Here is a 24,594-nt window from a genome sequence, read left to right as displayed (position 1 = left end):
CAATGACCGAACCCCGCCTCCACCACGTCCAAGCCCTCAGTCCGACGGGCCTGCACCGGATGGCGTACTGGGAGTGGGGCGAGCCCAGCAACCCGCGCGTGCTGGTTTGCGCGCACGGCCTGACCCGGCAAGGGCGCGACTTCGATGCGTTGGCCCGCCACTTCCGCCCGCACTACCGCGTGGTCTGCCCCGACGTCGTGGGGCGCGGCCAGAGCGACTGGCTGGGCGACCCCAGCGGCTATGCCCTGCCGCAGTACGTGGCCGACATGGTGGTGCTGTTGGCGCGGCTCAACGTTCCCCAGGTGGACTGGGTGGGCACCTCGATGGGCGGTCTGATCGGCATGGCCCTGGCGTCCTTGCCGGGCAGCCCGGTGCGCCGCCTGGTGCTCAACGACGTGGGCCCCACGCTCGAGTGGACGGCCTTGGCGCGCATCGCCCAGTACGTGGGCCAGGCCATGCACTTCCCCGACGAGCCGACGGCCGCCCAGGCCCTGCGCGCCGTGTCCTTGGGCTTCGGCGAGTTCAGCGACGAGGCCTGGCTGGCCCTGAACCGGCCCATGTGGCGCACCGACCCGACCGGCGGCCTGCGCCTTCATTACGACCCCCGCATCGCCCACAACCTGCAAGCGCTCACCCCGGCCCTGGCCGCCGCGGGCGAGGCCCAACTCTGGGACGCCTACGACCGCCTGAAGCTGCCCACGCTGGTGCTGCGCGGGGCCGACAGCGACCTGCTGACCGCCGCCACCGCCACCGCCATGGCCGCCCGCGGGCCCAAGGCCCGTGTGGTCACCTTGCCCGCAGTGGGCCACGCGCCCATGCTCGACCGGCCGACCCACTTTGCCCCCTTGGAGGGCTTCTTGTTGGCACCATGAAGACCGCGCCCGCCGACCCGCAACGCGCCACCATCGTCGAGCTGCTGGAAGACCTGGACGGGGATGCGGCCCTGCCGCCGCGCTTGCCCCAGCCCCAAGCGGCCGGCCCCAGCCCGCTCAGCGTGCTGGAGCGCGCCCGCGCCTTCGCCGACCCCTTGCTGGCCAACCAGCGCCTGGACAGCGGCGAGAACGCGCTGGCGCACGCCGACGGCTTGGCCGCCATCCTGGCTGGCATCGGCGCGGCGCCGGGCATCCAGGCCGCGTGCTACCTCGTTTACGCCGGCGAGCACCTGGCGCAGCCTGGCGAGACCATCGCCAAGGCCTTCGGCCCCGGGTATGCCAGCTTGGTGGAGAACACCCGCAAGCTGGTGCACCTGCAGCGCACCGCCAGCGGCGCGGTGCTGGAAGAGGAGGCGGCCAAGGAGCAGGTCGAGCGCGTGCGCAAGATGCTGCTGGCCTTTTCGCGCGACCTGCGCGTGGTGCTTTTGCGCCTGGCCTCGCGCCTGCAAACCCTGCGCTGGCACGCCGCCACGCGAACCCCCGTCCCCACCGCCGTGGCACTGGAATCGCGGCAGGTTTTCGCGCCGCTGGCCAACCGCTTGGGCATTTGGCAAATCAAGTGGGAGCTGGAGGACCTGGCCTTTCGCTTCCTCGAGCCGGAGCGCTACCACGAGCTGGCCCGGGCCCTGCACGAAAAGCGCCTGGAGCGCGAACTCCGCGTGCACCAGGCGCGCGCCTCGCTCATGGCCGAACTGCAGCGCTTGGGCCTGGAAGGCGAGGTGCAGGGCCGCCCCAAACACCTCTACAGCATCTGGAAAAAGATGCAGGGCAAGGGCCTGACGCTGGAGCGCGTGTTCGACCTGCGCGCGCTGCGCGTCATCGTGCCGGCGGTGGACGACTGCTACACCGTGCTGGCCCGCCTGCACGAGCTGTACGAGCCCGTGGAAGGCGAGTTCGACGACTACATTGCCCGCCCCAAGCCCAACGGCTACCAAAGCCTGCACACCGTGGTGCGCAGCAAAGATGGCCAGACCATGGAGGTGCAAATCCGCACCCGGGCCATGCACGAGCATGCCGAGCACGGCGTGGCGGCGCACTGGGCCTACAAAGAGGCCGGCACCAAGGGGTATGGCGGCAACAGCCAGGCGCACGACGCCCAAGTCAGCGAAGCCCGCAAGGCCGTGCTGCGGCAGCTCTTGGCCTGGGAGCGCGATCTCAGCGAGGCCGCCCCCGACCAAGGCGAAGACGCCCGCATCTTTGTGTTCACGCCCCAGGCCAACGTCATCGAGCTGTGCCAGAACGCCACGCCGGTCGACTTCGCCTACGCCTTGCACACCGAGCTCGGGCACCGCTGCCGCGGTGCCAAGGTCGACGGCGCCCTGGTCAGCCTCAACACGCCCCTGCGCTCGGGCCAGACGGTGGAAATCACGGGCGGCAAGGAGGGCGGGCCCTCGCTCGACTGGCTCAACCCCGAGCTGGGCTTTCTGCAAAGCCCGCGCTCGCGCGCCAAGGTGCGAGCCTGGTTCAACGCCCAAGCCGCCACCGAAACCATCGCACGCGGCCGAGAGGCCGTGGAAAAGCTGCTGGCCCGCGAGGGCAAGACCGCGCTCAAGCTCGACGACCTGGCCCACCAACTTGGCTTCAAAACGGCCGACGCCCTCTTCGAGGTCGTGGGCAAGGACGAGTTCTCGCTCAAGCCCATCGAGCAGCTGCTGCGTCCCCCTCCGGCCGAGGCCGCTGAGGACGACGACACCAGCGCCGCGCGCCAGCACGTGCGCCCTGCCAGCCAAGGCCCGCGCGGCGGCGTGCTGGTGGTGGGGGTCGATTCCCTGCTCACCAACCTGGGCCGCTGCTGCCGGCCCGCCCCGGCCGATGCCATTCGCGGTTACGTCACGCGCGGCCGCGGCGTGGCCATCCACCGCAGCGACTGCAGCAACCTGCGCGACATGCTGCGCCGCAACCCCGAGCGCGAGATCGACGTCACCTGGGGCACCACGGCGGGGGCCCTGTTCCCCGTGGACGTCAGCGTCGAAGCCCGTGACCGCCCCGGCGTCCTGCGCGACGTGCTCGAGGTGTTTGCCAAGCTGCGCTTGAGGGTGAGCCAAGCGCAAACCCAGAGCCGTCCGATGCGCGGCTCTCCCTCCGACACCCAATGGATGGCCTTCACCGTGGAAGTGCCCAGCAGCGAAGCCCTGCGGGATGCGCTGCGCGGGGTGGCGCAGGTTGAAGGAGTGCGGGCCGCTAGACGGCGCTAAAAACTCGGCTATACTGCGAGGCTTCGCTGCAAAGCGGAGCAGACCCCAGGCGCGTAGCTCAGCTGGTTAGAGCACCACCTTGACATGGTGGGGGTCGTTGGTTCGAGTCCAATCGCGCCTACCAGAATAAGAAGACAAAACCCCCGCAAGTGCTTCACTTGCGGGGGTTTTTGCTTTGCGCTTCAGGCGAAGCGGAAGGGCAGTTCGCGCTGGCGTTGGCCCGTCAAACGCGCCACGGCGTTGGCCAGGGCGGGGGCCAAGGGCGGCAGGCCGGGTTCGCCCATGCCGGTGGGTGGGGCGTCGGAGGGCACGATGTGCACGGCCAGCACCTTGGGGGCGTCGGTGATGCGGGGCATGGCCATGTCGTAGAAGTTGCGCTGCTGCACCACGCCGGCCTTGAGCGTCACGTGGTGGGTGGGCATCGTGGTGCCCAGCGCCATCACGGCCGCCCCTTGCACCTGGGCTTCCACGGTGCGGGGGTTGATGCAGCGGTTGCAGTGCACGCCGGCGTGCACTTCGTCGAGTACCGGGCGGCGGTCTTTGCCCTTCCCAGTCATGCGCGCCACGACCACGTAGGCCACGACCGATTCGAAGCTTTCGTGCACGGCCACGCCCCAGGCTTGGCCTGGCTGGAGCTTGCGCGTGCCATAGCCCGACTTGTCCACGGCCAGTTGCAGCGCGGCGCGGTGGCGCTGCGCCTTGGGGCCCATGAGCTTCATGCGGTAGGCCACGGGGTCTTGGCGCGTGGCCTGGGCGATTTCGTCGATCAGGGTCTCCATGACGTAGGCGGTGTGCGTGGAGCCCACCGAGCGCCACCAGAGCACGGGCACGTTGACCGTGGGGTGGTGCACGCTCAGCGACATGGGCAGGTCGTAGGGCTCGCGCATGCCTTCGGGGGTGGTGGCGTCGATGCCGTCTTTGACCATGAAGGCCTCGAAGGGCGAGCCCTTGAGGATGCTCTGGCTGACGATGCGGTGGTCCCAGCCGAGGATCTGCCCTTGGTTGTCGAAGCCGATCTCGGCACGGTGCACGGTGAGGGGGCGGTAGTAGCCGGCGGCGATGTCGTCTTCGCGGCTCCACACGACCTTGACGGGCGCGCGCTGTCCGGCTTGGGCCAGCGCCATGGCCACGCCCACGGCCTCGCGGACGTACTCGGCGCTGGGGGTGGCGCGGCGACCAAAGCCGCCACCGGCCATCTGCACGTTGATTTGTACCTGCTCGGGCTTGAGCCCGGTGAGGGCGGCCACGGCACCGGCGTCGACGCCCGGCATCTGCGAGGCGTAGTGCAGGGTGCAGCGGTCGGGCTGCAGGTCCACGGTGACGGCCAGCGGCTCCATCTGCGCGTGGTTCAGGTAGGGGAAGGCGAACTCGGCCACCAGCTTGCGCGGGGCCTTGGCCTTGGCGCGGGTGTCGGCCTGGATGGCCTTGACCGGCACGCCGGGCTCGCGCGCCATTTGGCGGTAGCGCGCGCTGAGTTGCTGGCTGTCGGCCTTGTCCAGGCCGTCGAGGTCCCAGTCGACCTGCAGGGCCTGGCGGCCTTGCTGGGCCGGCCAGAAGCCGGTGCCCACCACGGCGATGCCTTGGCCACCGCGGTCCAAGGTCACGGGCAAGACGGCCTTGACCCCGGCCACCTTCAGCGTGGCGCTGGCGTCGTGCCGCTTGACCTTTCCATTGAACACCGGCGGGCGCTGGATGACGGCGGTCATCAGACCGGGCAGTTGGACGTCCATGCCGTAGGTTTGCTGGCCGCTGCTCTTGGCGGCGCTGACCTTCAAGCCGGTGGGGCGCCCGATGAGGCGGAAGACTTGCGGCGACTTGAGCGCCACGGTGGCTGGCACCGGGCGCTTCATGGCGGCCGGGAACAGTTCGCCGTAGCCGGCGCTGCGCCCACCGCCCAGGACGCGTCCGTTCTCGGCCTTCAGGCTGTCGGCGGGCACGCCCCAGGCCTCGGCCGCGGCCCCGATGAGCATGGCCTTGGTGCGCGCGCCGAGTTCGCGGTACTGCTGGTAGCTGTTCTTGATGGAGTTGGAGCCGCCCGTGAGGTGCATGCCCATGAAGGGGTCGACGTAGGCGCCACGCTGGTCGCCGAAGGCGGTGCGCACCAGCGACCAGTCGGCGTCCAGTTCTTCGGCGCAGATCATGGCCAGGCCGGTTTCGATGCCCTGGCCCATGTCCATGCGGTTGCACACGATGGTGGTGGTGCCGTCCGGTGCGATGCTGACAAAGGCCAGCGGCTGCTCGGTGGGTTTGCTGCCCGGGGCGGCCGGGCTGGGCTGGGCCCAACCTGGCGGCACGAGGGCCAGGCCAACGGCCCCACCCACGGTGGCGGTGACGAAGTGGCGGCGCGTGAGGCCTTCGCTGGGGGCTTGGCGTTGGGCCAGGGCCTGCAGGTGGTCGATCAACATGGCGGGCTCCTCAAGCCAGGGCCGCCAACGCGGCGGAGGCGGCGTGGACGGCAGCGCGGATGCGCACGTAAGTGCCGCAACGGCACAGGTTGCCCGCCAAGGCTTCGTCGATTTGGGCGTCGGTGGGCTTGGGGTGCTGCTGCAGCAGGGCCACGGTGGCCATCACTTGGCCGCTTTGGCAGTAGCCGCACTGCGCGACGTCGTGCGCGACCCAGGTGGCTTGCACGGCGGCGCCGATGCGGTCGTTGGCCATGGCCTCGATGGTGCGCACGGGGGCCGAGCCCACGGCGTTGATGGGCATGACACAGCTGCGCGTGGCGCTGCCGTTCACGTGCACCGTGCAGGCGCCGCACTGGGCCGCCCCACAGCCGAACTTGGTGCCGGTGAGTTGCAGGTGGTCGCGCAGGGCCCAGAGCAAGGGCGTGCTGGGGTCGGCGTCGACCTGGACGGCGTTGCCGTTGACGTTCAGTTGGGCCATGGGGCCTCCAGGGGGGTGAGGGGAAGCGAAGCCGCGGTTTGTACGCTCGAATGCGCGGTTTTGCACCCGCAGGGCGATCCCTAGAATCTGCGCCCTTGCGCCCCCGGCGCCGAACGCCTTTTCAAGAGGAACCCGCCATGGTCACCCGGCGCCGCGCCGCACCCGCTCCCGAACCCAGTGCCGAAGCCAGCGGGGTGCGCATCCTCAAGAAGTACCCCAACCGCCGGCTGTACGACACGCAGACCAGCACCTACGTCACGCTCAGCGACGTGAAGGCCATGGTGCTGGCGGGCGAGTCCTTCGAGGTGCACGACACCAAGACGGGCGAGGACCTGACGCGCTCGATCCTCTTGCAGATCATTCTGGAAGAGGAGACCGCCGGGGCGCCGATGTTCTCCACGCCCATGCTGGAACAGATCATCCGTTTCTACGGGCAGGCCATGCAGGGGGCGTTGAAGGACTACCTGGCGCAGAACCTGCAGACCTTCACCGAGATGCAAGCCCGCTTTGCCGAGCAAGCGCCAGGCATGGGCTTCTCGCCCGAGGTGTGGCAGCAGTTCCTGCAGGGCCAGGCCCCGGCCATGCAAGGCCTGATGGGCTCCTACATGGAGCAAAGCAAGAGCCTGTTCGTGAAGATGCAAGAACAGATGGCCAGTGGCGCCCTGTTCCCCGGCATGCCGGGATTTGGAAAGACGAAGTGATGAACGAGACCACCGCCCCCACCCCGAAGGTGGGCTTCGTGTCCCTGGGCTGCCCCAAGGCCCTGACGGACAGCGAATTGATCCTGACGCAACTCAGCGCCGAGGGCTATGCCACCAGCAAGACCTTTGCCGGGGCGGACCTGGTGATCGTCAACACCTGCGGCTTCATCGACGATGCGGTGAAGGAAAGCTTGGACACCATCGGCGAGGCCCTGGCCGAGAACGGCAAGGTCATCGTGACCGGCTGCCTGGGGGCCAAGGCGGGAGAGGGCGGGGGCAACCTCGTCAAGCAGATGCACCCCAGCGTGCTGGCCGTGACCGGCCCCCACGCGACGCAAGAGGTGATGGACGCGGTGCACGCGCACCTGCCCAAGCCGCACGACCCTTTCATCGACCTGGTGCCGGCCGCGGGCATCAAGCTCACGCCCAAGCACTACGCCTACCTGAAGATCAGCGAGGGTTGCAACCACCGTTGCTCTTTCTGCATCATCCCCAGCATGCGCGGCGACCTGGTGTCGCGGCCCATCGGCGACGTGCTGAAGGAGGCCCGCGCGCTGTTCGAAGGCGGCGTCAAAGAACTGCTCGTCATCAGCCAAGACACCAGCGCCTATGGCGTGGACGTCAAGTACCGCACGGGCTTCTTCGACGGCAAGCCGGTCAAGACCCGCATGTTCGACCTGGTGCAGCAACTGGGCGAACTGGCCAAGCCCTTCGGCGCCTGGGTGCGCCTGCACTACGTCTACCCCTACCCACATGTGGACGAGCTGCTGCCCCTGATGGCCGAAGGCCTAGTGCTGCCCTACTTGGACGTGCCCCTGCAGCACGCCCACCCCGACGTGCTCAAGCGCATGAAGCGCCCCGCCAGTGGCGAGCGCAACCTGGAGCGCCTGCAGGCTTGGCGCGCGGTGTGCCCCGACATCGTCGTGCGCTCCACCTTCATCGCCGGCTTCCCGGGTGAGACCGAAGCCGAGTTCGAGTACCTGCTCGACTTCCTGCGCGAGGCCGAGATCGACCGCGCCGGTTGCTTCGCCTACTCGCCCGTGGAGGGGGCCAGCGCCAACGCACTGTCGGGCGCGCTGCCCGATGAAGTGCGCGAAGAGCGCCGCGCCCGCTTCATGGCCGTGGCCGAAGAGGTGTCGGCGCGCAAGCTGGCCCGCCGCGTCGGCCAAACCCTGCAGGTGCTGGTGGACAGCGCCCCGGCCCTGGGCCGCAAAGGCGGCTTGGGCCGCAGCTATGCCGACGCGCCCGAGATCGACGGCACCGTGCGCCTGCTGCCGCCGGAGAAGGCCAGCGTCACCTTGAAGGTGGGCGAGTTCAAACGCGCCAGGGTCGTGGCGGCCGAAGGCCACGACCTCATCGCCCAACCGCTGTGAGCGCGGCGGCCGTGATGGAGACCCGGTGAAAGACAAAAGCACCCAGCTCATCCACCACGGCTACCAAGCCCCGGCTGGATTCGCCGCCCCCGCACCGGCGGTGCACAAGGCCTCGACGGTCTTCTTCAGCAACTGCCGCGAGCTGCGCGAGCGCGACTGGCTCGACAAGCAGGCCTACACCTATGGCCTGCATGGCACGCCCACCAGCTTCGAGTTGGAGGCGCGCATCGCCGCGCTGGAGGGCGCGAAGCACGCCTTGCTGCTGCCCAGCGGCTTGGCCGCCATCGCCTTGGTCAACCAGGCCTTGCTGCGCCAGGGCGACCGGGTGCTGCTGCCCGACAACGTGTACGGTCCCAGCCGCGCGATGGCGCGGCACGAGTTGCAGGCCTGGGGCATCGGGCATGCGTTCTACGACCCGATGGCCCCCGAGCAACTGGCGCTCACGCCGGACGTGACCCTGGTGTGGTTGGAGGCGGCGGGTTCCGTCACGCTCGAGTTCCCCGACCTGCCGGCGCTCATCCAGGGCATTCGCGCGCACGCTCCGCAGGCCCTCATCGCCCTGGACAACACCTGGGGCGCGGGACTGGCGTTTGACGCTTTCGCGCTCGGCGTGGACGTCACCATCCATGCCCTGACCAAGTACCCCAGCGGGGGCGGCGACGTGTTGATGGGCTCGGTGGCCTGCCGTGACGCCAAGGTGTACGAGCGACTGGCCCTGTGCCACAGCCGCTTGGGCGTGGGCGTGGGCATGAACGACTGCGAGTTGGTGCTGCGCAACCTGCCCAGCCTGCCCCTGCGCTACGCCGCGCAGGACCAGGCGGCTCGCCGCATCGCCCAGTGGGCGCAGGCCCAGCCTTGGGTGCGTGAGGTGCTGCACCCTGCGCTGCCGTCGTCGCCCAGCCACGCCGCCTGGTCGGCCTTGTGCACGCAGGCGGCGGGTTTGGTGGGCATTCGGCTGCCGGAGGGCACGACCCGCGAAACGGTGGAGGCCTGGATCGACGGCCTGCAACTCTTCCACATCGGTTGGAGCTGGGGCGGCCCCATCAGCCTGGCAGTGCCTTACCACTTGGAGACCCTGCGCAGCCTGCCCAACAGCCCCAAGGGCTGGATGGTGCGCTTGGCGATCGGCCTGGAATCCGCCGACGACCTGATCGACGACCTGGCGCGCTCGGCGGCCTCCGTCTTTGCCGGCCGATGAGACTTTGTGTCGCATCAGTTGGCCCTTTTGCCTGACGGCGAAGGGGCCAAGTCGCACTCGGCGACCTCAGTCCTTGCCGGCCGAAGAGACTTTGTGTCGCATCAGTTGGCCCTTTTCTCGCTCCCAATCCCGCTTCTTCTCGGTCTCGCGCTTGTCGTGCAGGGCTTTGCCCTTGCCCAGCGCGAACTGGCATTTCACGCGACCGCCCTTGTAGTGCAGGTTCAGCGGCACCAGGGTGTAGCCCTTCTGCTCGGTCTTGCCGATCAGGCGGCGAATCTCCTGCTTGGCCAGCAGCAGCTTCTTTGTGCGCTGCGCTTCGGGCCGGACGTGGGTGCTCGCGGTGCGCAGTGGGTTGATCTGGCAGCCGATCAAGAACAGCTCGCCGTCCTTGACGACCACGTAGGCCCCGGTCAGCTGGACCTGGCCCTCGCGGATGGCCTTGACCTCCCAGCCTTCCAGCACCATGCCGGCCTCGTACTCTTCTTCGAGGTGGTACTCGTAACGGGCGCGGCGGTTGTCAACGATGCTCATGGCGAACAAAAAAACGCCTCGGGGGCGTTCCTAGAATGAGCACCATTCTATGAAACCGGTCACCAAGTCAGTTCTGCTCTGGTACAGCGCGCAAGAGATGTACGAGCTCGTCACCGGGGTGGAAAGCTACCCCCAGTTCTTGCCGTGGTGCGAGGGGGCCGAGGTGCTGGAGCGCCGCGACGACGGCTTGACGGCGCGCTTGAGCTTGGCATTTGCCGGCGTGCGCACCCATTTCACGACCCGCAATTTGCACGAGCCGGGACGCCGCGTGCAGGTGTCGTTGGTGGACGGGCCGTTCTCGCACCTCGATGGCGACTGGCACTTCAAACCCCTGATGCGCCCGGGCTCCGACCAGGCCAATGCCTGCAAGGTGCAGTTCGAGATGCGTTACGCCTTTTCCAACGGGGCTTTGGAAGCGGTGCTGAGCCCCGTGTTCGACAAGGTGGCGCAGACCTTCGTCGACCGTTTCGTCGAGCGGGCAGAGGCTGTGTATGGGCCGCGGTGACTTGACGGTGCGGGTGCTGCGCGCGCCAGTCGAGGGCGGCGTCGAGTCCCAGGAATTGCGCCTGCCAGCGGCCAGCACCGTGGGCGATGCCTTGGCGACCCTGGGCTGGACCCTGGGTGAGGCCGAGTCGGTCGGGGTGTGGGGCCGCAAGGTGGCCCTGACGGAGGCCTTGCGCGACGGCGACCGCGTGGAGGTCTACCGTCCGCTGACCGTGGACCCGATGCTGGCCCGCCACCGACGGCACGCGCTGCAAGGCGGCCGGCGCATCGTTTCGCGCCACCGGCCGGCCGGCCCCAAGAGCGGCTGAACGGCCGACGGGCCTCAGCGACAGTCGGTGGCCACCAGGGCCCGGGCCTTGGCCAGCTCGGCGTTGCGCTGCTGGTCGTCCAGGAACTCGCGCTCGCCCTTGTCGTTGGTCCGGGCAATCCGTTGGCCCGATTGCAGGTCGCGCAGGTAGGCCTGGGAGGCCTTGCAGTTCTCCGCCTTGATCTTGGCATTGCTGGCTTCGACGGCCTTGCGTTCGGCCTCTTCGGCCTTGATCCGCTTGGCTTCGGCGTCGCGGGCTTTGCGCTCCTCGGCGCTCAGCCCAGGCTCGCTGGCCGCAGGGGCCGGCGCCACCGGGGCCGAGGCCGCCTCCGTGGAGACCAAGCGCACCGGGGCTTTGGCGCCGGGAGGGCGCTTGAGGATGTCTTTATCGGCAACGTTGGGCGGGGGCGGCCGGTCGCTGAACTGGATGTTGCCTTGGGGGTCTCGCCACTGCCAGGCCGGTGCGGCGTGGAGGGACGAAGCAAGCCCCGCTTGCAAGAGCACTGCGAGGACGACAACGAAGGGCAAACGCATGGTCTTTCACCGGGGGCCGAACACGTGGGCTGAGTGTAGGAGGGCAGGGGGCGTCCTGGGGTTTGCCATAATCTTGCTTTGCGTCTGGAGCTTTCCCCATGCGCCTTCTTGGCAAAGCGTTGACCTTCGACGATGTGTTGTTGGTCCCTGCGTTCTCCCAGGTGTTGCCGCGCGACACCGACCTGTCCACCCAACTGACGCGGAACATCCGCATCAACCTGCCGCTCGTGTCGGCAGCGATGGACACCGTGACCGAAGCCCGATTGGCGATCGCCATCGCCCAAGAGGGTGGCATCGGCATCGTGCACAAAAACCTGTCGGCCGCGGCCCAGGCGGCCGAGGTGGCGCGCGTCAAGCGCTACGAAAGCGGCGTCCTGCGCGACCCGATCACCATCGGGCCAGACCTGAAGGTGCGCGAGGTGCTGGAACTGAGCCGCCAGCACGGCGTCTCGGGCTTCCCCGTGCTGGAGGGCAAGAAGGTGGTGGGCATCGTCACCGGGCGGGACCTGCGCTTCGAGTCGCGCATGGACTTGCCGGTGCGCGAAATCATGACCCCGGCGGAGCGCCTGATCACGATCCGCGAGGGGGCCACCCTGGACGAGGCCAAGGCGCTGCTGCAAAAGCACCGCCTGGAGCGCGTGGTGGTGATCAACGACGCCTTCGAGCTCAAGGGCCTGGTGACCGTCAAGGACATCACCAAGCAAACCAGCTTCCCCAACGCCGCCCGTGACGCGCACGGCAAGCTGCGCGTGGGCGCGGCGGTGGGCTTCGGCGACGACACCGAAGAGCGCGTGGAGCGCCTCGTAAAGGCCGGCGTGGACGTGCTGATCGTCGACACCGCCCACGGCCACAGCGCTGGCGTGGTCGACAAGGTGCGTTGGGTCAAGCAGCACTACCCCCAGATCGATGTCATCGGCGGCAACATCGCCACTGGCGCGGCGGCCAAGGCCCTGGCGGATGCGGGGGCCGACGGCGTCAAGGTCGGCATCGGCCCCGGTTCCATCTGCACGACGCGCATCGTCGCGGGCGTGGGGGTGCCCCAGATCACCGCCATCGACAACGTCGCCACCGCGTTGCGCGGGTCGGGCGTGCCTGTCATCGCCGACGGCGGTGTGCGCTTCTCGGGCGATTTGGCCAAGGCGATCGCCGCGGGCGCCGACGCCGTCATGATGGGCGGCGCCTTTGCCGGCACCGAGGAGGCCCCGGGTGACCTGATCCTGTACCAAGGCCGCAGCTACAAGAGCTACCGCGGCATGGGCAGCTTGGGGGCGATGGCCAAGGGCAGCGCCGACCGCTACTTCCAAGAAGGCGGCAACAACCCCAACACCAGCAAGCTCGTGCCCGAAGGCATCGAAGGGCAGGTGCCCTACAAGGGCTCGGTGGTGCAGGTCCTGTTCCAAATGGCCGGGGGCTTGCGGGCCTCCATGCACTACTGCGGTTGCGCCAGCATCGCGGAAATGCAGTCCAAGGCCGAGTTCGTGGAGATCACGTCGGCGGGCATGCGCGAGAGCCATGTGCACGACGTGCAGATCACCAAGGAAGCGCCCAACTACCGGGCGGAGTGAGCACCAGGAGTGAACGGCAGGCGGGGCGAGAGCCCCGCCTGCTCTTTTAGCGATGCGCGACGCCAAGGCCTCGATGGGCTTCATCTTCGCCACGGTGCTGATCGACATGATCAGCATCGGGCTCATCATCCCGGTGCTGCCTGTCATCGCCGGGAGTTTCTCCAGCACGCAGGCCGACCACGCCATGGCCTACCTGCTGGTGGCCGGCGCCTTCGGTTTGGCCAACTTCGTCGGCTCGCCGGTGCTGGGCGCGCTGTCGGACCAGTACGGCCGCCGGCCGGTGCTCTTGATTGGCTTTTGCGGCCTGGCCCTGTCGTTCTTTGTGACGGCCGCCGCCACGGCCTTGTGGGTGCTGGTGGCCGTGCGACTGGTCAGCGGCGCCATGCAGGCCAACATCTCGGTGGCCAACGCCTACGTGGCCGACATCACCGCGCCGCAAGACCGCGCCAAGCGCTTCGGTCAACTGGGCGCCGCGTTTGGGGTGGGCTTCATCCTGGGTCCGGCCACCGGCGGCCTGTTGGGGGCCATCGACATCCGCTTGCCTTTCGTCGTGGCCGGCAGCCTCGCGCTGGTGAACCTGGCTTACGGCTACTTCGTGTTACCCGAGTCACTGCCGCTGGACAAGCGGCGGGCCTTCGATTGGCGCAGCGCCAACCCCATCAGCAGCCTGAACAAGCTCGCGCATTTGAAGGGCGTGGGCGTGCTGGTGGTGGTCATCGGGCTGTCGGCTTTGGCGCAGTTCATCTTGCACAGCAGTTGGGTGCTGTTCACCACCTTCAAGTTTGGGTGGGGCCCCAAGGAGAACGGCTGGTCGCTGTTCGCCGTCGGCTTGGTGTCGGTCGTCGTCCAGGGCTTCCTGTTGCCCAAGATGCTGCAGCGCTTCTCGTCGCCTCGGCTGGTGGTGCTGGCCTTGGTGTCGAGCACGCTGGCCTACCTGGGCTGGGCCTTGGCGCCGCAGCCCTGGATGATGTTCGTCATCATTGGCATGAACATCTTTGGTTACGCCGCCTCGGCCGCCATCCAGAGCATCGTCTCCAACAGCGTCGACGCGACGCGCCAAGGGGCAACGATGGGGGCGGTGGCCTCGCTCAACAGCCTGATGGCCGTGTTGGGTCCGCTCATCGGCCCGGGACTGCTCACGTTGGTGGCCGAACTGCCGCGCGACGACTGGCGCCTGGGCGCCCCCTTCCTTCTTTGCGCCGGGCTGCAAGCCGTGGCGCTCGTTTTTGCCCTGCGTTTTCAGCGCACCCATCCCGTCCAACCGGTGAACGCCCATGCATGACAAGGTCCTGATCCTCGACTTCGGTTCGCAAGTCACCCAGCTCATCGCGCGCCGGGTGCGCGAGGCGCAGGTTTACTGCGAGATCCACCCCAACGACGTCAGCGACGAGTTCATCCAGGCCTTCAACCCCAAGGCCATCATCCTGAGCGGCAGCCACGCCAGCACCTACGAGGACCACGAGCTGCGGGCGCCGGCCCGGGTGTGGACGCAAGGCGTGCCCGTGCTGGGCATTTGCTACGGCATGCAAACCATGGCGGTGCAGTTGGGCGGCACGGTCAGCTGGAGCGACAGCCGCGAGTTCGGGTACGCCGAGGTGCGCGCTCACGGGCACACGCAGTTGCTGAGCGGAATCGAAGACTTCGCCACGCCCGAGGGCCACGCCATGCTGAAGGTGTGGATGAGCCACGGCGACAAGGTCACCGCGCTGCCGCCTGGCTTCAAGCTGATGGCCAGCACGCCGAGTTGCCCGATCGCCGGCATGGCCGACGAGGCGCGTCGCTTCTACGCGGTGCAGTTCCACCCCGAGGTCACGCACACCCTGAAGGGCGAGGCCCTGCTGCGCCGCTTCGTGCGCGACATCGCCGGCTGCCAAGGCGACTGGCAAATGGGCTCCTACATCGACGAGGCCGTGGCCAAGATCCGTGAGCAGGTGGGCGACGAAGAGGTCATCCTGGGCCTGTCGGGCGGCGTGGACTCCAGCGTGGCGGCGGCCCTGATCCACCGCGCCATTGGCGATCAGCTCACCTGCGTCTTTGTCGACCACGGCCTGCTGCGCCTCAACGAGGGCGACATGGTCATGGACATGTTCGCCGGCAAGCTGCACGCCAAAGTCATTCGCGTCGACGCGTCCGATCTGTTCCTCGGTCAGCTGGCCGGTGTGACCGATCCCGAGAAGAAGCGCAAGATCATCGGTGGCCTGTTCGTCGACGTCTTCAAGGCCGAGGCCGAGAAGCTCAAGGCGAGCGGCCAGGGTCACAAGGGCGCCACCTTCTTGGCCCAGGGCACCATCTACCCCGACGTGGTGGAAAGCGGCGGCACCAAGACCAAGAAGGCCACCACCATCAAAAGCCACCACAACGTGGGTGGCCTGCCCGATCAGCTCGGCCTGAAGCTGTTGGAGCCGCTGCGCGAGCTGTTCAAGGACGAGGTTCGTGCCCTGGGCGTGGGCCTGGGCCTGCCGCCGGACATGGTTTACCGGCACCCCTTCCCCGGTCCGGGCCTGGGCGTTCGCATCCTGGGCGAGGTCAAGAAGGAGTACGCCGACCTGCTGCGCCGGGCCGACGCCATCTTCATCGAGGAGCTGCGAGCCACGAAGGACGCCGCCACGGGCAAGAGTTGGTACGACCTCACCAGCCAGGCCTTCACCGTCTTCCTGCCGGTGAAGAGCGTGGGCGTGATGGGCGACGGCCGCACCTACGACTACGTGGTGGCCCTGCGCGCCGTGCAAACCAGCGACTTCATGACCGCCGACTGGGCCGAGCTGCCCTACAGCTTGCTCAAGCGCGTGAGCGGCCGCATCATCAACGAAGTGCGGGGCATCAACCGCGTCACCTACGACGTGAGCAGCAAGCCGCCCGCCACCATCGAATGGGAGTGAGCGTCGCATGCGCGCTGCGTTGGGCCTGTTGAGTGTGGTCGTGGTGTTGGCCGTCGTGCTGACCCTGGCCAAGAAGCAAAGCCAAGCCCAGTTGGTGGCGCCTGCGGTGGCCGCCTCTGGGGCCACCTCCGCAGCACCGACCGCGCCCGCCGCGGTGCAGCGCCAGGTGCAGGGGGCGGTGGACGCGGCGGCCCAGCGCGCCAGCGACGCCCAGCCGTGAACGCCGACGCTGAACAAGCGCTGCGCGACGAGGCGCACATGCGCCTGGCGCTCGACCAAGCGCACAACGCCTGGTTGGCCGGCGAGGTGCCCGTGGGCGCGGTCATCGTGCACCGCGGCCAGGTGCTGGCCACGGGCTACAACCGGCCCATCACCACGAACGACCCCACCGCCCACGCGGAGATCGTGGCGCTGCGCCATGCGGCCACGCTTTTGGGCAACTACCGCCTGCCGGACTGCGAGCTTTTCGTGACCCTGGAGCCCTGCGCCATGTGCGCCATGGCCCTGATGCATGCGCGCTTCTCGCGCATCGTGTTCGCCACGGCCGATCCCAAAACCGGGGCGGCCGGCTCGGTGGTGGACCTGTTCGCACAGCCGCTGCTCAACCACCACACGCGCTTGCAAGGCGGGGTTTTGGCCGACCCGGCCAGCCGCATGCTGCGCGAGTTTTTTGCCGAGCGCCGCGCCCAGGCGCGCGAGCGGCGAGCCATCCGCCAGGGGCGCATCCCCGTTGGCGAAGCCACCGAACTGAGCCCCCATGACGTCCAGCCTCACGATCTATAGCCCTGCCGGTGTCGTTCGCGAGGCCGCGGCGCTGCGCCGGGCCCAGAAGCACCTCGTGCGCCTGGGCTTTGACGCGCACTTGGACGAAAGCGCGCTGGCCAAGCACCAGCGCTTCGCGGGCGACGACGAGGCGCGCTTGGCGGCCCTGCACCGGGTGGCCGCGAGCGGCGTGGATGTGGCCCTGGCAGCCCGAGGTGGCTACGGCATGACCCGGCTGCTGGACCGGATCGACTGGGCCTTGATCGCCAATTCGGTGGCCCAGGGAACCCAATGGGTCGGTCAAAGCGACCTCACGGCCTTGCAACTGGGCCTGCTGGCCCATGCCAAGGGCTGCGGCCCCACCTGGGCCGGGCCTTTGGCGGCCGACGACTTCGGCCGCACGGCCGAGCAGGGTGGGGTGGACGACATCACCGAGGCCTGTTTCGTCGAGGCCATGCACGAGGAACTCGAGGCCATCGGCTTCCGGGAGGCCGGCGCTCCCCGGGGCACGGCCCCGCACGACGGCTTCGAGGCCGAAGGCCTGCTCTGGGGCGGCAACCTCAGCATGGTGTGCTCGCTCTTGGGCACGCCGCACTGGCCGCGCATCAAAGGCGGCATCCTGTTCCTGGAAGAAGTGGGCGAGCATCCTTACCGCGTCGAGCGCTTGCTGCTTCAACTGCGGCAGGCGGGCGTGCTCCAGGCGCAAAAGGCGGTGCTGATCGGCGACATCACCCGCTTCAAGCGCGCGCCGCACGACCGCGGCTACTCGCTCAAGTCCGCCTTGGCGGCGGTTCAAGCTGGCTGTTCCACGCCCATCCTGACCGGCTTGCCCCACGGGCACGAGGCCACCAAGGTGTGCCTGCCGGTGGGGGCGAAGACGCAGTTGGTGGTGCAGGGGCGGGACGTGCTTTTGGCCTGGGGCCACGTCTGAGGCACGCCGGCGCGCCCCATCGCGGGCGCGCCAACCAGATTTCGCGCCGAGGCAAGCGAGCAGATGTTGCAGTGCGACAACATTTGAGTGCCAATCGACCGGTCGGTCGGGGCATTGAACTCTTTTAAATCAATGACTTAGGCTGCTTTGGGGGCCTGCCCGGGGTCTTTCCCAGGGGTGCCGCACGTCATGCTGCCCTGACACTCCGCGCACCTTCAACCTGGCGCGTTCCGGGTTGCAGTGGGGCCTACCGGTCCCGCAAGGCGCCCCTACCGGGGCGTTCGTCTTTTCCCCCAAGAAGGAGTTCCCCATGTTCAAACGCAAGAGCGTCAACGTCGCCGCTCTCATCGCGCTCGGCGTCGCCGCGCCCGTGTTCGCCCAGCAAGCCGCCCCTGCCCAGCAGCTGGAGCGTGTGGAAGTCACCGGTTCGCGCATCAAGACGCTGAACACCGAAACCGCCTCGCCCGTGATCAGCCTCGGCGCTGAAGCCATCAAGGTCGAAGGCAAGCGTGACGTCGAGAGCCTGCTGAACAACCTGCCCCAGGTCTTCGCCGACCAAGGTGGCCAAGTCTCCAACGGTTCGACCGGCACCGCCACCGTCAACCTGCGCAACCTGGGCGCTGACCGCACCCTGGTGCTGATCAACGGCCGCCGCATGCCCGCTGGCAGCCCGCGTTCGCTGCCCACCGACTTGAACCAGATCCCCGTGTCGCTGATCAAGCGCGTGGAAGTGCTGACCGGTGGTGCCTCGGCCGTGTACGGTTCGGACGCCGTCGCTGGCGTGGTGAACTTCGTCATGAACGACAAGTTCGAAGGCGTCGAAGTCGAGGCCAACTACTCGTTCTTCAACCACAGCCAACAGAACGACAAGATCCAGGCTTTGGTGGCCTCGCGCGCCGCGACCAACCCCAGCCAGTACAAGGTGCCCGGCGACATCAGCGCCGACGGCAAGGTCATGGACTTCAGCCTGACCATGGGCTCGAACTTCGCCGACAACAAGGGCAACGCCACCTTGTTCGTGTCGCGCAAGACCACCGACGCGCTGCTGCAGTCTCAACGTGACTTCACGGCCTGCGCCCTGAACTACAACCGCAACAACGCGGCCAACGCCTTCGGCGGTTTCACCTGCGGCGGCTCGGGCACCAGCTTCCCCGGCCAGTTCTCGGACTTCTCGAACTACGCACTGACGGTGGCCGACGCCAACGGCACGCCTCGCAACTACTCGGGCGCCACCGACGCGTACAACTTCGGCCCGCTGAACTACTTCCAGCGCCCGAGCACCCGCTACACCGCGGCCGCATTCGCGCACTACGACATCTCGGACGCTGCCCGCGTGTACGCCGAGTTGAACTTCCACGACGACAGCACCGTGGCCCAGATCGCGCCCTCGGGCTCGTTCTTCAACCAAGTGACGGTCTCGTACGAGAACCCGCTGCTGTCGCAAGGCTTCAAGGATGCCTTCCACGCCGCCAACGTGGCCGACGGTAACGGCACCTTCAACAAGGCCGGTGACACCCACACGCTGTTCATCGGCCGTCGCAACGTCGAAGGCGGTGGTCGCCAAGACGACATCCGTCACACCTCGTACCGCGGTGTGGTCGGCGTGAAGGGTGAAATCAACCCCGCCCTGAGCTACGACGCTTACGCCCTGGTCGGTCGCGTGGTCTACCAAGAGACCTACAAGAACGACTTCTCGATCGCCCGCACGGCACGTGCTTTGGACGTGGTGGCGGACGCCAACGGCAATGCCGTTTGCCGCTCGGCACTGGACGGCACCGACCCGAACTGCGTGCCCTGGAACATCTGGAAGCTGGGTGGCGTGACGCCGCAGGCTCTCGGCTATGTGCAGACCCCGGGCTTCCAGAAGGGCTTCACGGCCACCGCCGTGACCGGCGCCACCGTCAGCGGTGACCTGACCGACTACGGCATCAAGAGCCCGATGGCCAGCAGCGGCCTGGGCTTCGCTGTGGGCCTGGAGCGCCGCGTCGAAAAGATGGAATTGAGCACCGACGCCGCCTTCACCACGGGTGACCTGGCCGGCCAAGGCGGCCCGACCATCGGCGTGGGTGGCCAGTACGCCGTGAACGACGTGTTCACCGAACTGCGCATGCCCCTGATCGAGAAGATGCCCTTCGTCGAGCAGTTGAGCCTGACGGCTTCGTACCGCAAGTCGAACTACAGCACCAAGAAGAAGACCGACACCTACGGTCTGGGCCTGGAGTACGCGCCGATCAAGGAAGTCAAGTTCCGCGGCTCGTTCCAGCAGGCTTCGCGTGCTGCCAACGTGATCGAACTGTTCTCGGCACAAGGCCTGGGCCTGTACGACAACGACGCCGATCCGTGCGCCGGCGCCGCTCCCACCCGTTCGCTGGCCGATTGCGCCCGCACCGGTGTGACGGCCGGCCAGTACGGTCGCATTCCGGACAGCCCGGCTGGCCAGTACAACCAGATCTCGGGTGGCAACCCCAACCTGACGCCGGAAACCTCGAAGTCGACCACCTTCGGTGTGATCCTCCAGCCGATGCGCAACACCAGCGTGTCCTTGGACTACTTCAACATCAAGGTGAAGGACACCATCGGCACCCGCGGCGCCGTGAACATCCTGAACGAGTGCTTGAACACCGGCGCTTCGAGCTCCTGCAGCTTGATCAAGCGCGACGCGGTGGGTTCGCTGTGGCTGACGCCGAACGCCTACATCGTCAACACCAACTTCAACATTGGTGAAGTCGAAACCGAAGGTGTGGACATCGCCGCCGACAGCACCTTCAAGCTGGGCGAGTGGGGCAGCCTGAACACCAGCATCGTCGGCACGTACCTCAACAAGTACGTCGAAGGCGCCGGTGGCGACGACTGCGCTGGCAAGTTCGGTGACGGCAACTGCGGCACCCCGCTGCCCAAGTGGCGCCACAAGCTGCGTTTCAGCTGGAACACGCCTTGGGGCGTGAACCTGGCTGCCACGCTGCGCCACATCGACTCGGTCAAGCACGACAACCCCGCGTCGACCGCTCAGGTCGCTTCGCTGGCCGCGCGTGACTACCTGGACCTGGCCGCGTCGTACAAGCTGACGAAGAACGTGACCATCCGTGCCGCGGTGAACAACCTGCTGGACAAGGATCCCCCGATCCGCACGAACGGCGCTGGCTTCACCAACGGCAACACCTACCCGCAGGTGTACGAGGCCAACGGTCGCCAGATCTCGCTGAACGTCACGGCCAAGTTCTAAGCTTGCCGAACGCGCCTGTCGCCCCTCGGGGCGGCAGGGACCCTCAAGGGCCGCCTCGCGCGGCCCTTTTTCATGGATGCTCGCCCGAGGGCATCGATCACCTTCTACTGCCCATGAGCGAATCCTCCAACGAAGCCCAAGGCCGAGCACTTGACGGTGTGCAATGGCTGCGCCAACGGCAGTTCGCCGCGGCGGCCGAGTGCTTCCGCGAGAGCTTGCAACTGGACCCCTCCGTCACCCCGGTGTGGCTGCACCTGGCCATGGCCGAGCGCGGCCTCGGGCGCCGCGACGAGGAAGGCCTGGCGCTCACCAAGGCCCTGGAGACCCATCCGTTCGACCTGATGGCCTTGCTGCTCAAGGGCAACTGGCTGGAGCGAGGCGGCCAGCCGCACGCGGCGGTGAAGGTGTACCGCGGGGCCCTCACGGTGGCCGAGCAATCGCCGGCTGCGGTGTCGCCCGATCTGCAGCCCCTGCTGGACCGGGCTCGGCGTTTCGCGGCCACGTACCAGGCCGACTACAGCGCCTTTCTCGACCAACAGATGGCCGCCGCGGCCAAGGGTTTGGCGCCCGAGGAGCTGGCTCGCTTTTGGCAAACCCTGGACATCCACCTGGGCCGGCGGCAGCGCTTTGATCCGCAGCCCATGGGCCTGTTCTACGCCCGCTTGGCCCCGACCGAGTTCTTCGAGCGCCGTCGCTTCCCATGGATCGAGGGCCTGGAGGCCCAAACCGCGGACATCCGGGCGGAGTGCTTGGCGGCCTTGGGCGACGAGGCGCACATCACGCCCTACCTGGATTACGACCCCGACCAACCGCTGCAACAGTGGGCGGAACTGAATCGCAACCCGCGCTGGAGCGCTTACCACCTGCTCAAGGACGGGTTGCCACTGCAGCCCAACGCGTCGCGTTGCCCGCGCACCCTGGCGGCCCTGGCAGCCGTGGACCAGCCGGTGCAGCAGGGGCGCACGCCGGTGGCCATGTATTCCTTGTTGAAGCCGCACACCCACATCCCGCCCCACGTGGGCATCAGCAATGTGCGCCTGGTGGCGCACCTGCCCTTGGTGGTGCCGCGCGACTGCGCCCTCCGTGTCGGAAGCACGACCCACGCCTGGCAACCCGGCGAGGTTTGTGTGTTCGACGACACCATCGAGCACGAGGCCTGGAACCGCAGCGACGAGTTGCGCGCCGTGCTGATCTTCGACGTGTGGCACCCGGACCTGAACGAGGCCGAGCGGCGCATGATCAGTGCGCTGGCGAGGGCCAGCGACGCATTCACTGGCGCCGCCGCCGCCATGCCCTTGTGACATCGTTCCTGACCGATCGGTCGGACTAGAGACTTACCCTATGCCTTTTGGCAGGGGCAATTTCGTATCATGCTGGGCTTTGCCGTAACCTGGTTACACAGCCTTGCACACGCATGGTGCGGGGTATGGAAACCGATGGGGTGTTGGTGAAGAGAACCCGTGGCACATTTGGGCCCCGGTGGTAGTCATAGGCGGTGAGCGCTGGCGCACCGCTGACGTCAAGACTTCGGTTGAGAAGGAGTGCGCATGAATTTTGCGCAAGAGAACAAGGCCAGCTCGCGCACGACTGCATTTGTGATCGTGGTGCTGCTGCACATTTTGATGATCTGGGCCTTGGCCTCGGGTTTGGCGCGCAAGATCGTGAAGGCCGTGACCGACCCGATCGAGACGAAGGTGATCGAAGAGATCAAACCGCCGCCGCCGCCGCCCGAGAAGATCGTCCCGCCGCCCCCTGACCTGAAGACCCCGCCCCCGCCGTTCGTGCCGGTGCCCGAGATCCAGGTTCAGACGCCCCCGCCGCCCACGGCGATCCAGACTCCGACCTCGAACGATCCGCCGCCGGTGCGCACCGTGCAGGCCCAGGCTCCCGCCCCGGCGCCCGCGCCCGTGGCAGCGCCGCGTCCTGCCGGTCCCGTGCAAGTCGGTATCGTGTGTACCGAGCGTCCGAAGCCCGAGATTTCCGTCCAATTGGAGGGCGATGCCGAGTTCTCGGTGCTGATGACGATCGCCAACGGCAAAGTGGTGGCTCGCCAAGTGACCGTCAAGCGCGGTTTGAGCGACCGTCGCGCACAGCGTTCGCTGATTGCCTCGATCGAAGCGGCCACCGCACAGTACAAGTGCGGCACCTTCGAAGGGCAGGCCACGCAAGACTTCTTGTTCAAGGCCGAATAAGCCGAGTTTCCAGCGCGGGGGTCCGCCCCCGAACCCGTTTTCGTTGATGAGCCCACCCGGGCCTGCTTCCCTCTCAGGAGCTTTTTATGTTTTCTCGTTTTTCCGCTCTGATTGCGACCTTGGCCGTCGCTGCCTCGCTGGTGGCCGCACCGGCTTTCGCCCAGTCCGACGCCGCCTCGGCTCCTGCGGCTGCTGAGCAGACCGCCGCCCCGGCCGTGGCCGATGCCGCCCCGGCCGACGCCCCCAAGGCCCGCGAAGCGAGCGACAACCCCTACGGCCTGAAGGCCATGCTGGAACACGGCGACATGGTCTCGAAGACCGTGTTGGCCCTGATGGTCATCATGTCCGCCGGCTCGTGGTTCATCATGTTCACGAAGCTGTGGGACCAGCACAAGCTGGGCAATGAAGCCAAGAACGTGCGCGTCTCGTTCTTCAAGAAGGCCACGCTGGCCGAAGGCGTGAAGTCGCTGCCGGAAGGCTCGGCGTTCCGCTACATCGCCCAAACCGCGGTGGAAGCTGGTGAGCATCACGAAGGTGCCCTGACCGAGAACATCGACCGCAACACCTGGGTCACGATGAACGTCGACCGCGCCGTGAGCGATGTGAACGCCAAGATGGGTTCGGGCCTGGGCTTCCTGGCCACCGTCGGCTCGACCAGCCCCTTCATCGGCCTGTTCGGTACCGTGTGGGGCATCTTGCAAGCCCTGACCGCCATCGGCGTCGCCGGCCAAGCCTCGATCGACAAGGTTGCCGGCCCCGTGGGTGAAGCCCTGATCATGACCGCCATCGGTCTGGCCGTCGCCGTGCCCGCCGTGCTGGGCTACAACTGGCTGCTGAACCGCAACAAGGCCGTGATGGGCCAAGTGCGTGCCTTCGCGGGTGACCTCCACGGCGTGCTGATGGGCAGCCGTCAGATCAAGCGCTGATTCGCTTCCGAAGTCCAGGAGTCCCATCATGGGCATGAACGTCGGAGCATCCGACAGCGGTGAAGAGGAGGTGGTCTCCACCATCAACACCACGCCCCTCGTGGACGTGATGTTGGTGTTGTTGATCATCTTCTTGATCACGATTCCCGTGGTCACGCAGTCGGTCAACCTCGCCCTCCCGAAGGAAACCAACCAGGTTCGCAAGACCAAGCCCGAGAACATCGAGCTGGCGGTGACCAAGGAAGGCGAGATTTACTGGAACACGGCCAACGTGCCGAACGTCGAGGCCTTGAAGGACCGTCTGCGCGGCATCGCGAAGATGGACCCTCAGCCCGAGGTGCACATCCGTGGCGATGAGAAAACCCGCTACGAATCGGTGGGCAAGGTCATCTTGGCCGCGCAGCAGGTTGGTATCTTGAAGGTCAGTTTCGTCACCGAGCCACCGGCTCGTGGCGGCTGATCGGCCCCGTAGGAGCAAGCCATGGGAATGAACGTCGGCTCGAACTCGGGTGCGGAACCGGATGTGATCCTCGACGTCAACACGACGCCGCTGATCGACGTGATGTTGGTGCTGTTGGTGATGTTGATCATCACCATCCCCATCCAGCTTCACGCGGTCAATTTGGACATGCCGATTCCCAACCCGAATCAGCCCAAGACGGAGCCGAAGGTCGTGGAGATCTTCATCGACTTCGACGGCCAGCTGTCGTGGAACGCCGAACCGGTGGACCGCGCCACGTTGGAGCAGCGCATGCAAGTGGCAACGGCCGAGGCTGACCAGCCCGAAATCCACATCAAGCCGCACAAGCTGGTGGACTACGGCCACGTCGCCCACGTGATGGCCACGGCGCAGCGCTTGGGCCTGAAGAAGTTGGGCATGGTGGGCAACGAGCAGTTCCTCTGAGCCCCCGTGCTGCCTGATTGACGCAGTACTCACGCTGCCCGCGGTTGACGCCAA

General features: G+C 67.4%; 23 protein-coding genes and 1 tRNA gene. 20 read left to right on the top strand and 4 right to left on the bottom strand.

The window, feature by feature from the left end:
• Positions 1-2: 2 nt before the first annotated feature.
• The 3 genes from EOD73_RS15890 (at position 3) to EOD73_RS15880 (ending at position 3,251) form a co-directional block, all read left to right on the top strand.
• Entirely contained in the window at positions 3-872 is an 870-nt protein-coding gene (locus tag EOD73_RS15890) for an alpha/beta fold hydrolase (RefSeq protein ID WP_127684023.1), read from the top strand.
• On the top strand, positions 869-3,127 hold the full coding sequence (locus tag EOD73_RS15885; protein ID WP_127684022.1) for a RelA/SpoT family protein: 2,259 nt from the start codon (positions 869-871) through the stop codon (positions 3,125-3,127). Before EOD73_RS15890 ends, EOD73_RS15885 begins: the two co-directional genes overlap by 4 nt.
• 47 nt (positions 3,128-3,174) lie before the next feature.
• A tRNA-Val gene (locus EOD73_RS15880) sits at positions 3,175-3,251 on the top strand.
• Positions 3,252-3,309: 58 nt separating this feature from the next.
• Here the strand turns inward: EOD73_RS15880 and EOD73_RS15875 are convergent.
• Positions 3,310-5,532: a xanthine dehydrogenase family protein molybdopterin-binding subunit gene (locus EOD73_RS15875; RefSeq protein ID WP_127684021.1), complete on the bottom strand. Its 2,223-nt coding sequence runs from the start codon at positions 5,530-5,532 to the stop codon at positions 3,310-3,312.
• A 10-nt stretch (positions 5,533-5,542) separates the two neighbouring features.
• On the bottom strand, positions 5,543-6,010 hold the full coding sequence (locus EOD73_RS15870; RefSeq protein ID WP_127684020.1) for a (2Fe-2S)-binding protein: 468 nt from the start codon (positions 6,008-6,010) through the stop codon (positions 5,543-5,545).
• 137 nt (positions 6,011-6,147) lie between these two features.
• Between EOD73_RS15870 and phaR the strand changes: the two genes are divergently transcribed.
• The 3 genes from phaR to EOD73_RS15855 are packed head-to-tail and all read left to right on the top strand — an operon-like array spanning position 6,148 to position 9,282.
• Complete coding sequence (gene phaR / locus EOD73_RS15865) at positions 6,148-6,711, top strand: polyhydroxyalkanoate synthesis repressor PhaR (protein WP_127684019.1); 564 nt, start codon at positions 6,148-6,150, stop codon at positions 6,709-6,711.
• Positions 6,711-8,084, top strand: coding sequence for a 30S ribosomal protein S12 methylthiotransferase RimO (rimO, locus tag EOD73_RS15860; protein ID WP_127684018.1), 1,374 nt, complete (start codon positions 6,711-6,713; stop codon positions 8,082-8,084). The genes phaR and rimO overlap by 1 nt, the downstream gene beginning before the upstream one ends.
• Before the next feature lie 25 nt (positions 8,085-8,109).
• On the top strand, positions 8,110-9,282 hold the full coding sequence (locus EOD73_RS15855; RefSeq protein ID WP_127684017.1) for a PLP-dependent transferase: 1,173 nt from the start codon (positions 8,110-8,112) through the stop codon (positions 9,280-9,282).
• A 66-nt stretch (positions 9,283-9,348) separates the two neighbouring features.
• On the opposite strand, the gene smpB is transcribed toward EOD73_RS15855, so the two are convergent.
• Positions 9,349-9,813 (bottom strand): SsrA-binding protein SmpB, encoded by a 465-nt coding sequence (gene smpB, locus EOD73_RS15850; protein WP_127684016.1) that lies wholly within the window; start codon positions 9,811-9,813, stop codon positions 9,349-9,351.
• 49 nt (positions 9,814-9,862) lie between these two features.
• Between smpB and EOD73_RS15845 the strand changes: the two genes are divergently transcribed.
• Positions 9,863-10,318: a type II toxin-antitoxin system RatA family toxin gene (locus EOD73_RS15845; protein WP_127684015.1), complete on the top strand. Its 456-nt coding sequence runs from the start codon at positions 9,863-9,865 to the stop codon at positions 10,316-10,318.
• Positions 10,305-10,625 (top strand): RnfH family protein, encoded by a 321-nt coding sequence (locus EOD73_RS15840; RefSeq protein ID WP_127684014.1) that lies wholly within the window; start codon positions 10,305-10,307, stop codon positions 10,623-10,625. The genes EOD73_RS15845 and EOD73_RS15840 overlap by 14 nt, the downstream gene beginning before the upstream one ends.
• A gap of 14 nt (positions 10,626-10,639) precedes the next feature.
• Here the strand turns inward: EOD73_RS15840 and EOD73_RS15835 are convergent, their stop codons facing one another.
• Complete coding sequence (locus EOD73_RS15835; RefSeq protein WP_127684013.1) at positions 10,640-11,158, bottom strand: DUF4124 domain-containing protein; 519 nt, start codon at positions 11,156-11,158, stop codon at positions 10,640-10,642.
• Between the two features lie 98 nt (positions 11,159-11,256).
• On the opposite strand from EOD73_RS15835, the gene guaB reads away from it, so the two are divergent.
• The 12 genes from guaB to EOD73_RS15775 all read left to right on the top strand — a co-directional run bounded on the left by guaB (position 11,257) and on the right by EOD73_RS15775 (position 24,540).
• Positions 11,257-12,723 (top strand): IMP dehydrogenase, encoded by a 1,467-nt coding sequence (guaB, locus tag EOD73_RS15830; protein ID WP_127684012.1) that lies wholly within the window; start codon positions 11,257-11,259, stop codon positions 12,721-12,723.
• Positions 12,724-12,775: 52 nt separating this feature from the next.
• The gene (locus EOD73_RS15825) at positions 12,776-14,005 is read left to right on the top strand and encodes an MFS transporter (protein WP_240660747.1); all 1,230 of its coding nucleotides are present in this window, start codon (positions 12,776-12,778) and stop codon (positions 14,003-14,005) included.
• Positions 13,998-15,602, top strand: coding sequence for a glutamine-hydrolyzing GMP synthase (gene guaA, locus EOD73_RS15820; protein WP_127684011.1), 1,605 nt, complete (start codon positions 13,998-14,000; stop codon positions 15,600-15,602). The genes EOD73_RS15825 and guaA overlap by 8 nt, the downstream gene beginning before the upstream one ends.
• Positions 15,603-15,609: 7 nt before the next feature.
• Positions 15,610-15,822 (top strand): hypothetical protein, encoded by a 213-nt coding sequence (locus tag EOD73_RS15815; protein ID WP_127684010.1) that lies wholly within the window; start codon positions 15,610-15,612, stop codon positions 15,820-15,822.
• A 38-nt stretch (positions 15,823-15,860) separates the two neighbouring features.
• Positions 15,861-16,385 (top strand): tRNA adenosine(34) deaminase TadA, encoded by a 525-nt coding sequence (gene tadA, locus EOD73_RS15810; protein WP_240660759.1) that lies wholly within the window; start codon positions 15,861-15,863, stop codon positions 16,383-16,385.
• Complete coding sequence (locus EOD73_RS15805) at positions 16,360-17,295, top strand: LD-carboxypeptidase (RefSeq protein ID WP_127684008.1); 936 nt, start codon at positions 16,360-16,362, stop codon at positions 17,293-17,295. Before tadA ends, EOD73_RS15805 begins: the two co-directional genes overlap by 26 nt.
• Positions 17,296-17,605: 310 nt before the next feature.
• On the top strand, positions 17,606-20,518 hold the full coding sequence (locus EOD73_RS15800; protein ID WP_127684007.1) for a TonB-dependent receptor plug domain-containing protein: 2,913 nt from the start codon (positions 17,606-17,608) through the stop codon (positions 20,516-20,518).
• 113 nt (positions 20,519-20,631) lie between these two features.
• Positions 20,632-21,819 (top strand): aspartyl/asparaginyl beta-hydroxylase domain-containing protein, encoded by a 1,188-nt coding sequence (locus EOD73_RS15795; protein WP_127684006.1) that lies wholly within the window; start codon positions 20,632-20,634, stop codon positions 21,817-21,819.
• Positions 21,820-22,065: 246 nt separating this feature from the next.
• Positions 22,066-22,710, top strand: coding sequence for a hypothetical protein (locus EOD73_RS17975; RefSeq protein ID WP_127684005.1), 645 nt, complete (start codon positions 22,066-22,068; stop codon positions 22,708-22,710).
• Between the two features lie 86 nt (positions 22,711-22,796).
• Positions 22,797-23,636, top strand: coding sequence for a MotA/TolQ/ExbB proton channel family protein (locus EOD73_RS15785; protein WP_127684004.1), 840 nt, complete (start codon positions 22,797-22,799; stop codon positions 23,634-23,636).
• 28 nt (positions 23,637-23,664) lie between these two features.
• A complete protein-coding gene (locus EOD73_RS15780) occupies positions 23,665-24,096 on the top strand; it encodes an ExbD/TolR family protein (RefSeq protein WP_127684003.1) in 432 nt (143 codons plus the stop codon).
• A 21-nt stretch (positions 24,097-24,117) separates the two neighbouring features.
• Positions 24,118-24,540, top strand: a complete 423-nt coding sequence (locus tag EOD73_RS15775) for an ExbD/TolR family protein (RefSeq protein ID WP_127684002.1) — start codon at positions 24,118-24,120, stop codon at positions 24,538-24,540.
• Positions 24,541-24,594 lie beyond the last annotated feature (54 nt).

The organism is Inhella crocodyli (assembly GCF_004004565.1).
GTDB classification, from domain to species: domain Bacteria; phylum Pseudomonadota; class Gammaproteobacteria; order Burkholderiales; family Burkholderiaceae_C; genus Inhella; species Inhella crocodyli.
Note: the sequence above shows the minus strand (reverse complement) of the source record. Positions and strands in the feature narration are given on the sequence as shown.

Coding starts and splice junctions, on each gene's coding strand:
- EOD73_RS15890 (WP_127684023.1), top strand. CDS start 3: ATGACCGAACCCCGCCTCCACCACGTCCAAGCCCTCAGTCCGACGGGC.
- EOD73_RS15885 (WP_127684022.1), top strand. CDS start 869: ATGAAGACCGCGCCCGCCGACCCGCAACGCGCCACCATCGTCGAGCTG.
- EOD73_RS15875 (WP_127684021.1), bottom strand. CDS start 5,532: ATGTTGATCGACCACCTGCAGGCCCTGGCCCAACGCCAAGCCCCCAGC.
- EOD73_RS15870 (WP_127684020.1), bottom strand. CDS start 6,010: ATGGCCCAACTGAACGTCAACGGCAACGCCGTCCAGGTCGACGCCGAC.
- phaR (WP_127684019.1), top strand. CDS start 6,148: ATGGTCACCCGGCGCCGCGCCGCACCCGCTCCCGAACCCAGTGCCGAA.
- rimO (WP_127684018.1), top strand. CDS start 6,711: ATGAACGAGACCACCGCCCCCACCCCGAAGGTGGGCTTCGTGTCCCTG.
- smpB (WP_127684016.1), bottom strand. CDS start 9,813: ATGAGCATCGTTGACAACCGCCGCGCCCGTTACGAGTACCACCTCGAA.
- EOD73_RS15845 (WP_127684015.1), top strand. CDS start 9,863: ATGAAACCGGTCACCAAGTCAGTTCTGCTCTGGTACAGCGCGCAAGAG.
- EOD73_RS15840 (WP_127684014.1), top strand. CDS start 10,305: ATGGGCCGCGGTGACTTGACGGTGCGGGTGCTGCGCGCGCCAGTCGAG.
- EOD73_RS15835 (WP_127684013.1), bottom strand. CDS start 11,158: ATGCGTTTGCCCTTCGTTGTCGTCCTCGCAGTGCTCTTGCAAGCGGGG.
- guaB (WP_127684012.1), top strand. CDS start 11,257: ATGCGCCTTCTTGGCAAAGCGTTGACCTTCGACGATGTGTTGTTGGTC.
- EOD73_RS15825 (WP_240660747.1), top strand. CDS start 12,776: ATGCGCGACGCCAAGGCCTCGATGGGCTTCATCTTCGCCACGGTGCTG.
- guaA (WP_127684011.1), top strand. CDS start 13,998: ATGCATGACAAGGTCCTGATCCTCGACTTCGGTTCGCAAGTCACCCAG.
- EOD73_RS15815 (WP_127684010.1), top strand. CDS start 15,610: ATGCGCGCTGCGTTGGGCCTGTTGAGTGTGGTCGTGGTGTTGGCCGTC.
- tadA (WP_240660759.1), top strand. CDS start 15,861: ATGCGCCTGGCGCTCGACCAAGCGCACAACGCCTGGTTGGCCGGCGAG.
- EOD73_RS15805 (WP_127684008.1), top strand. CDS start 16,360: ATGACGTCCAGCCTCACGATCTATAGCCCTGCCGGTGTCGTTCGCGAG.
- EOD73_RS15800 (WP_127684007.1), top strand. CDS start 17,606: ATGTTCAAACGCAAGAGCGTCAACGTCGCCGCTCTCATCGCGCTCGGC.
- EOD73_RS15795 (WP_127684006.1), top strand. CDS start 20,632: ATGAGCGAATCCTCCAACGAAGCCCAAGGCCGAGCACTTGACGGTGTG.
- EOD73_RS17975 (WP_127684005.1), top strand. CDS start 22,066: ATGAATTTTGCGCAAGAGAACAAGGCCAGCTCGCGCACGACTGCATTT.
- EOD73_RS15785 (WP_127684004.1), top strand. CDS start 22,797: ATGTTTTCTCGTTTTTCCGCTCTGATTGCGACCTTGGCCGTCGCTGCC.
- EOD73_RS15780 (WP_127684003.1), top strand. CDS start 23,665: ATGGGCATGAACGTCGGAGCATCCGACAGCGGTGAAGAGGAGGTGGTC.
- EOD73_RS15775 (WP_127684002.1), top strand. CDS start 24,118: ATGGGAATGAACGTCGGCTCGAACTCGGGTGCGGAACCGGATGTGATC.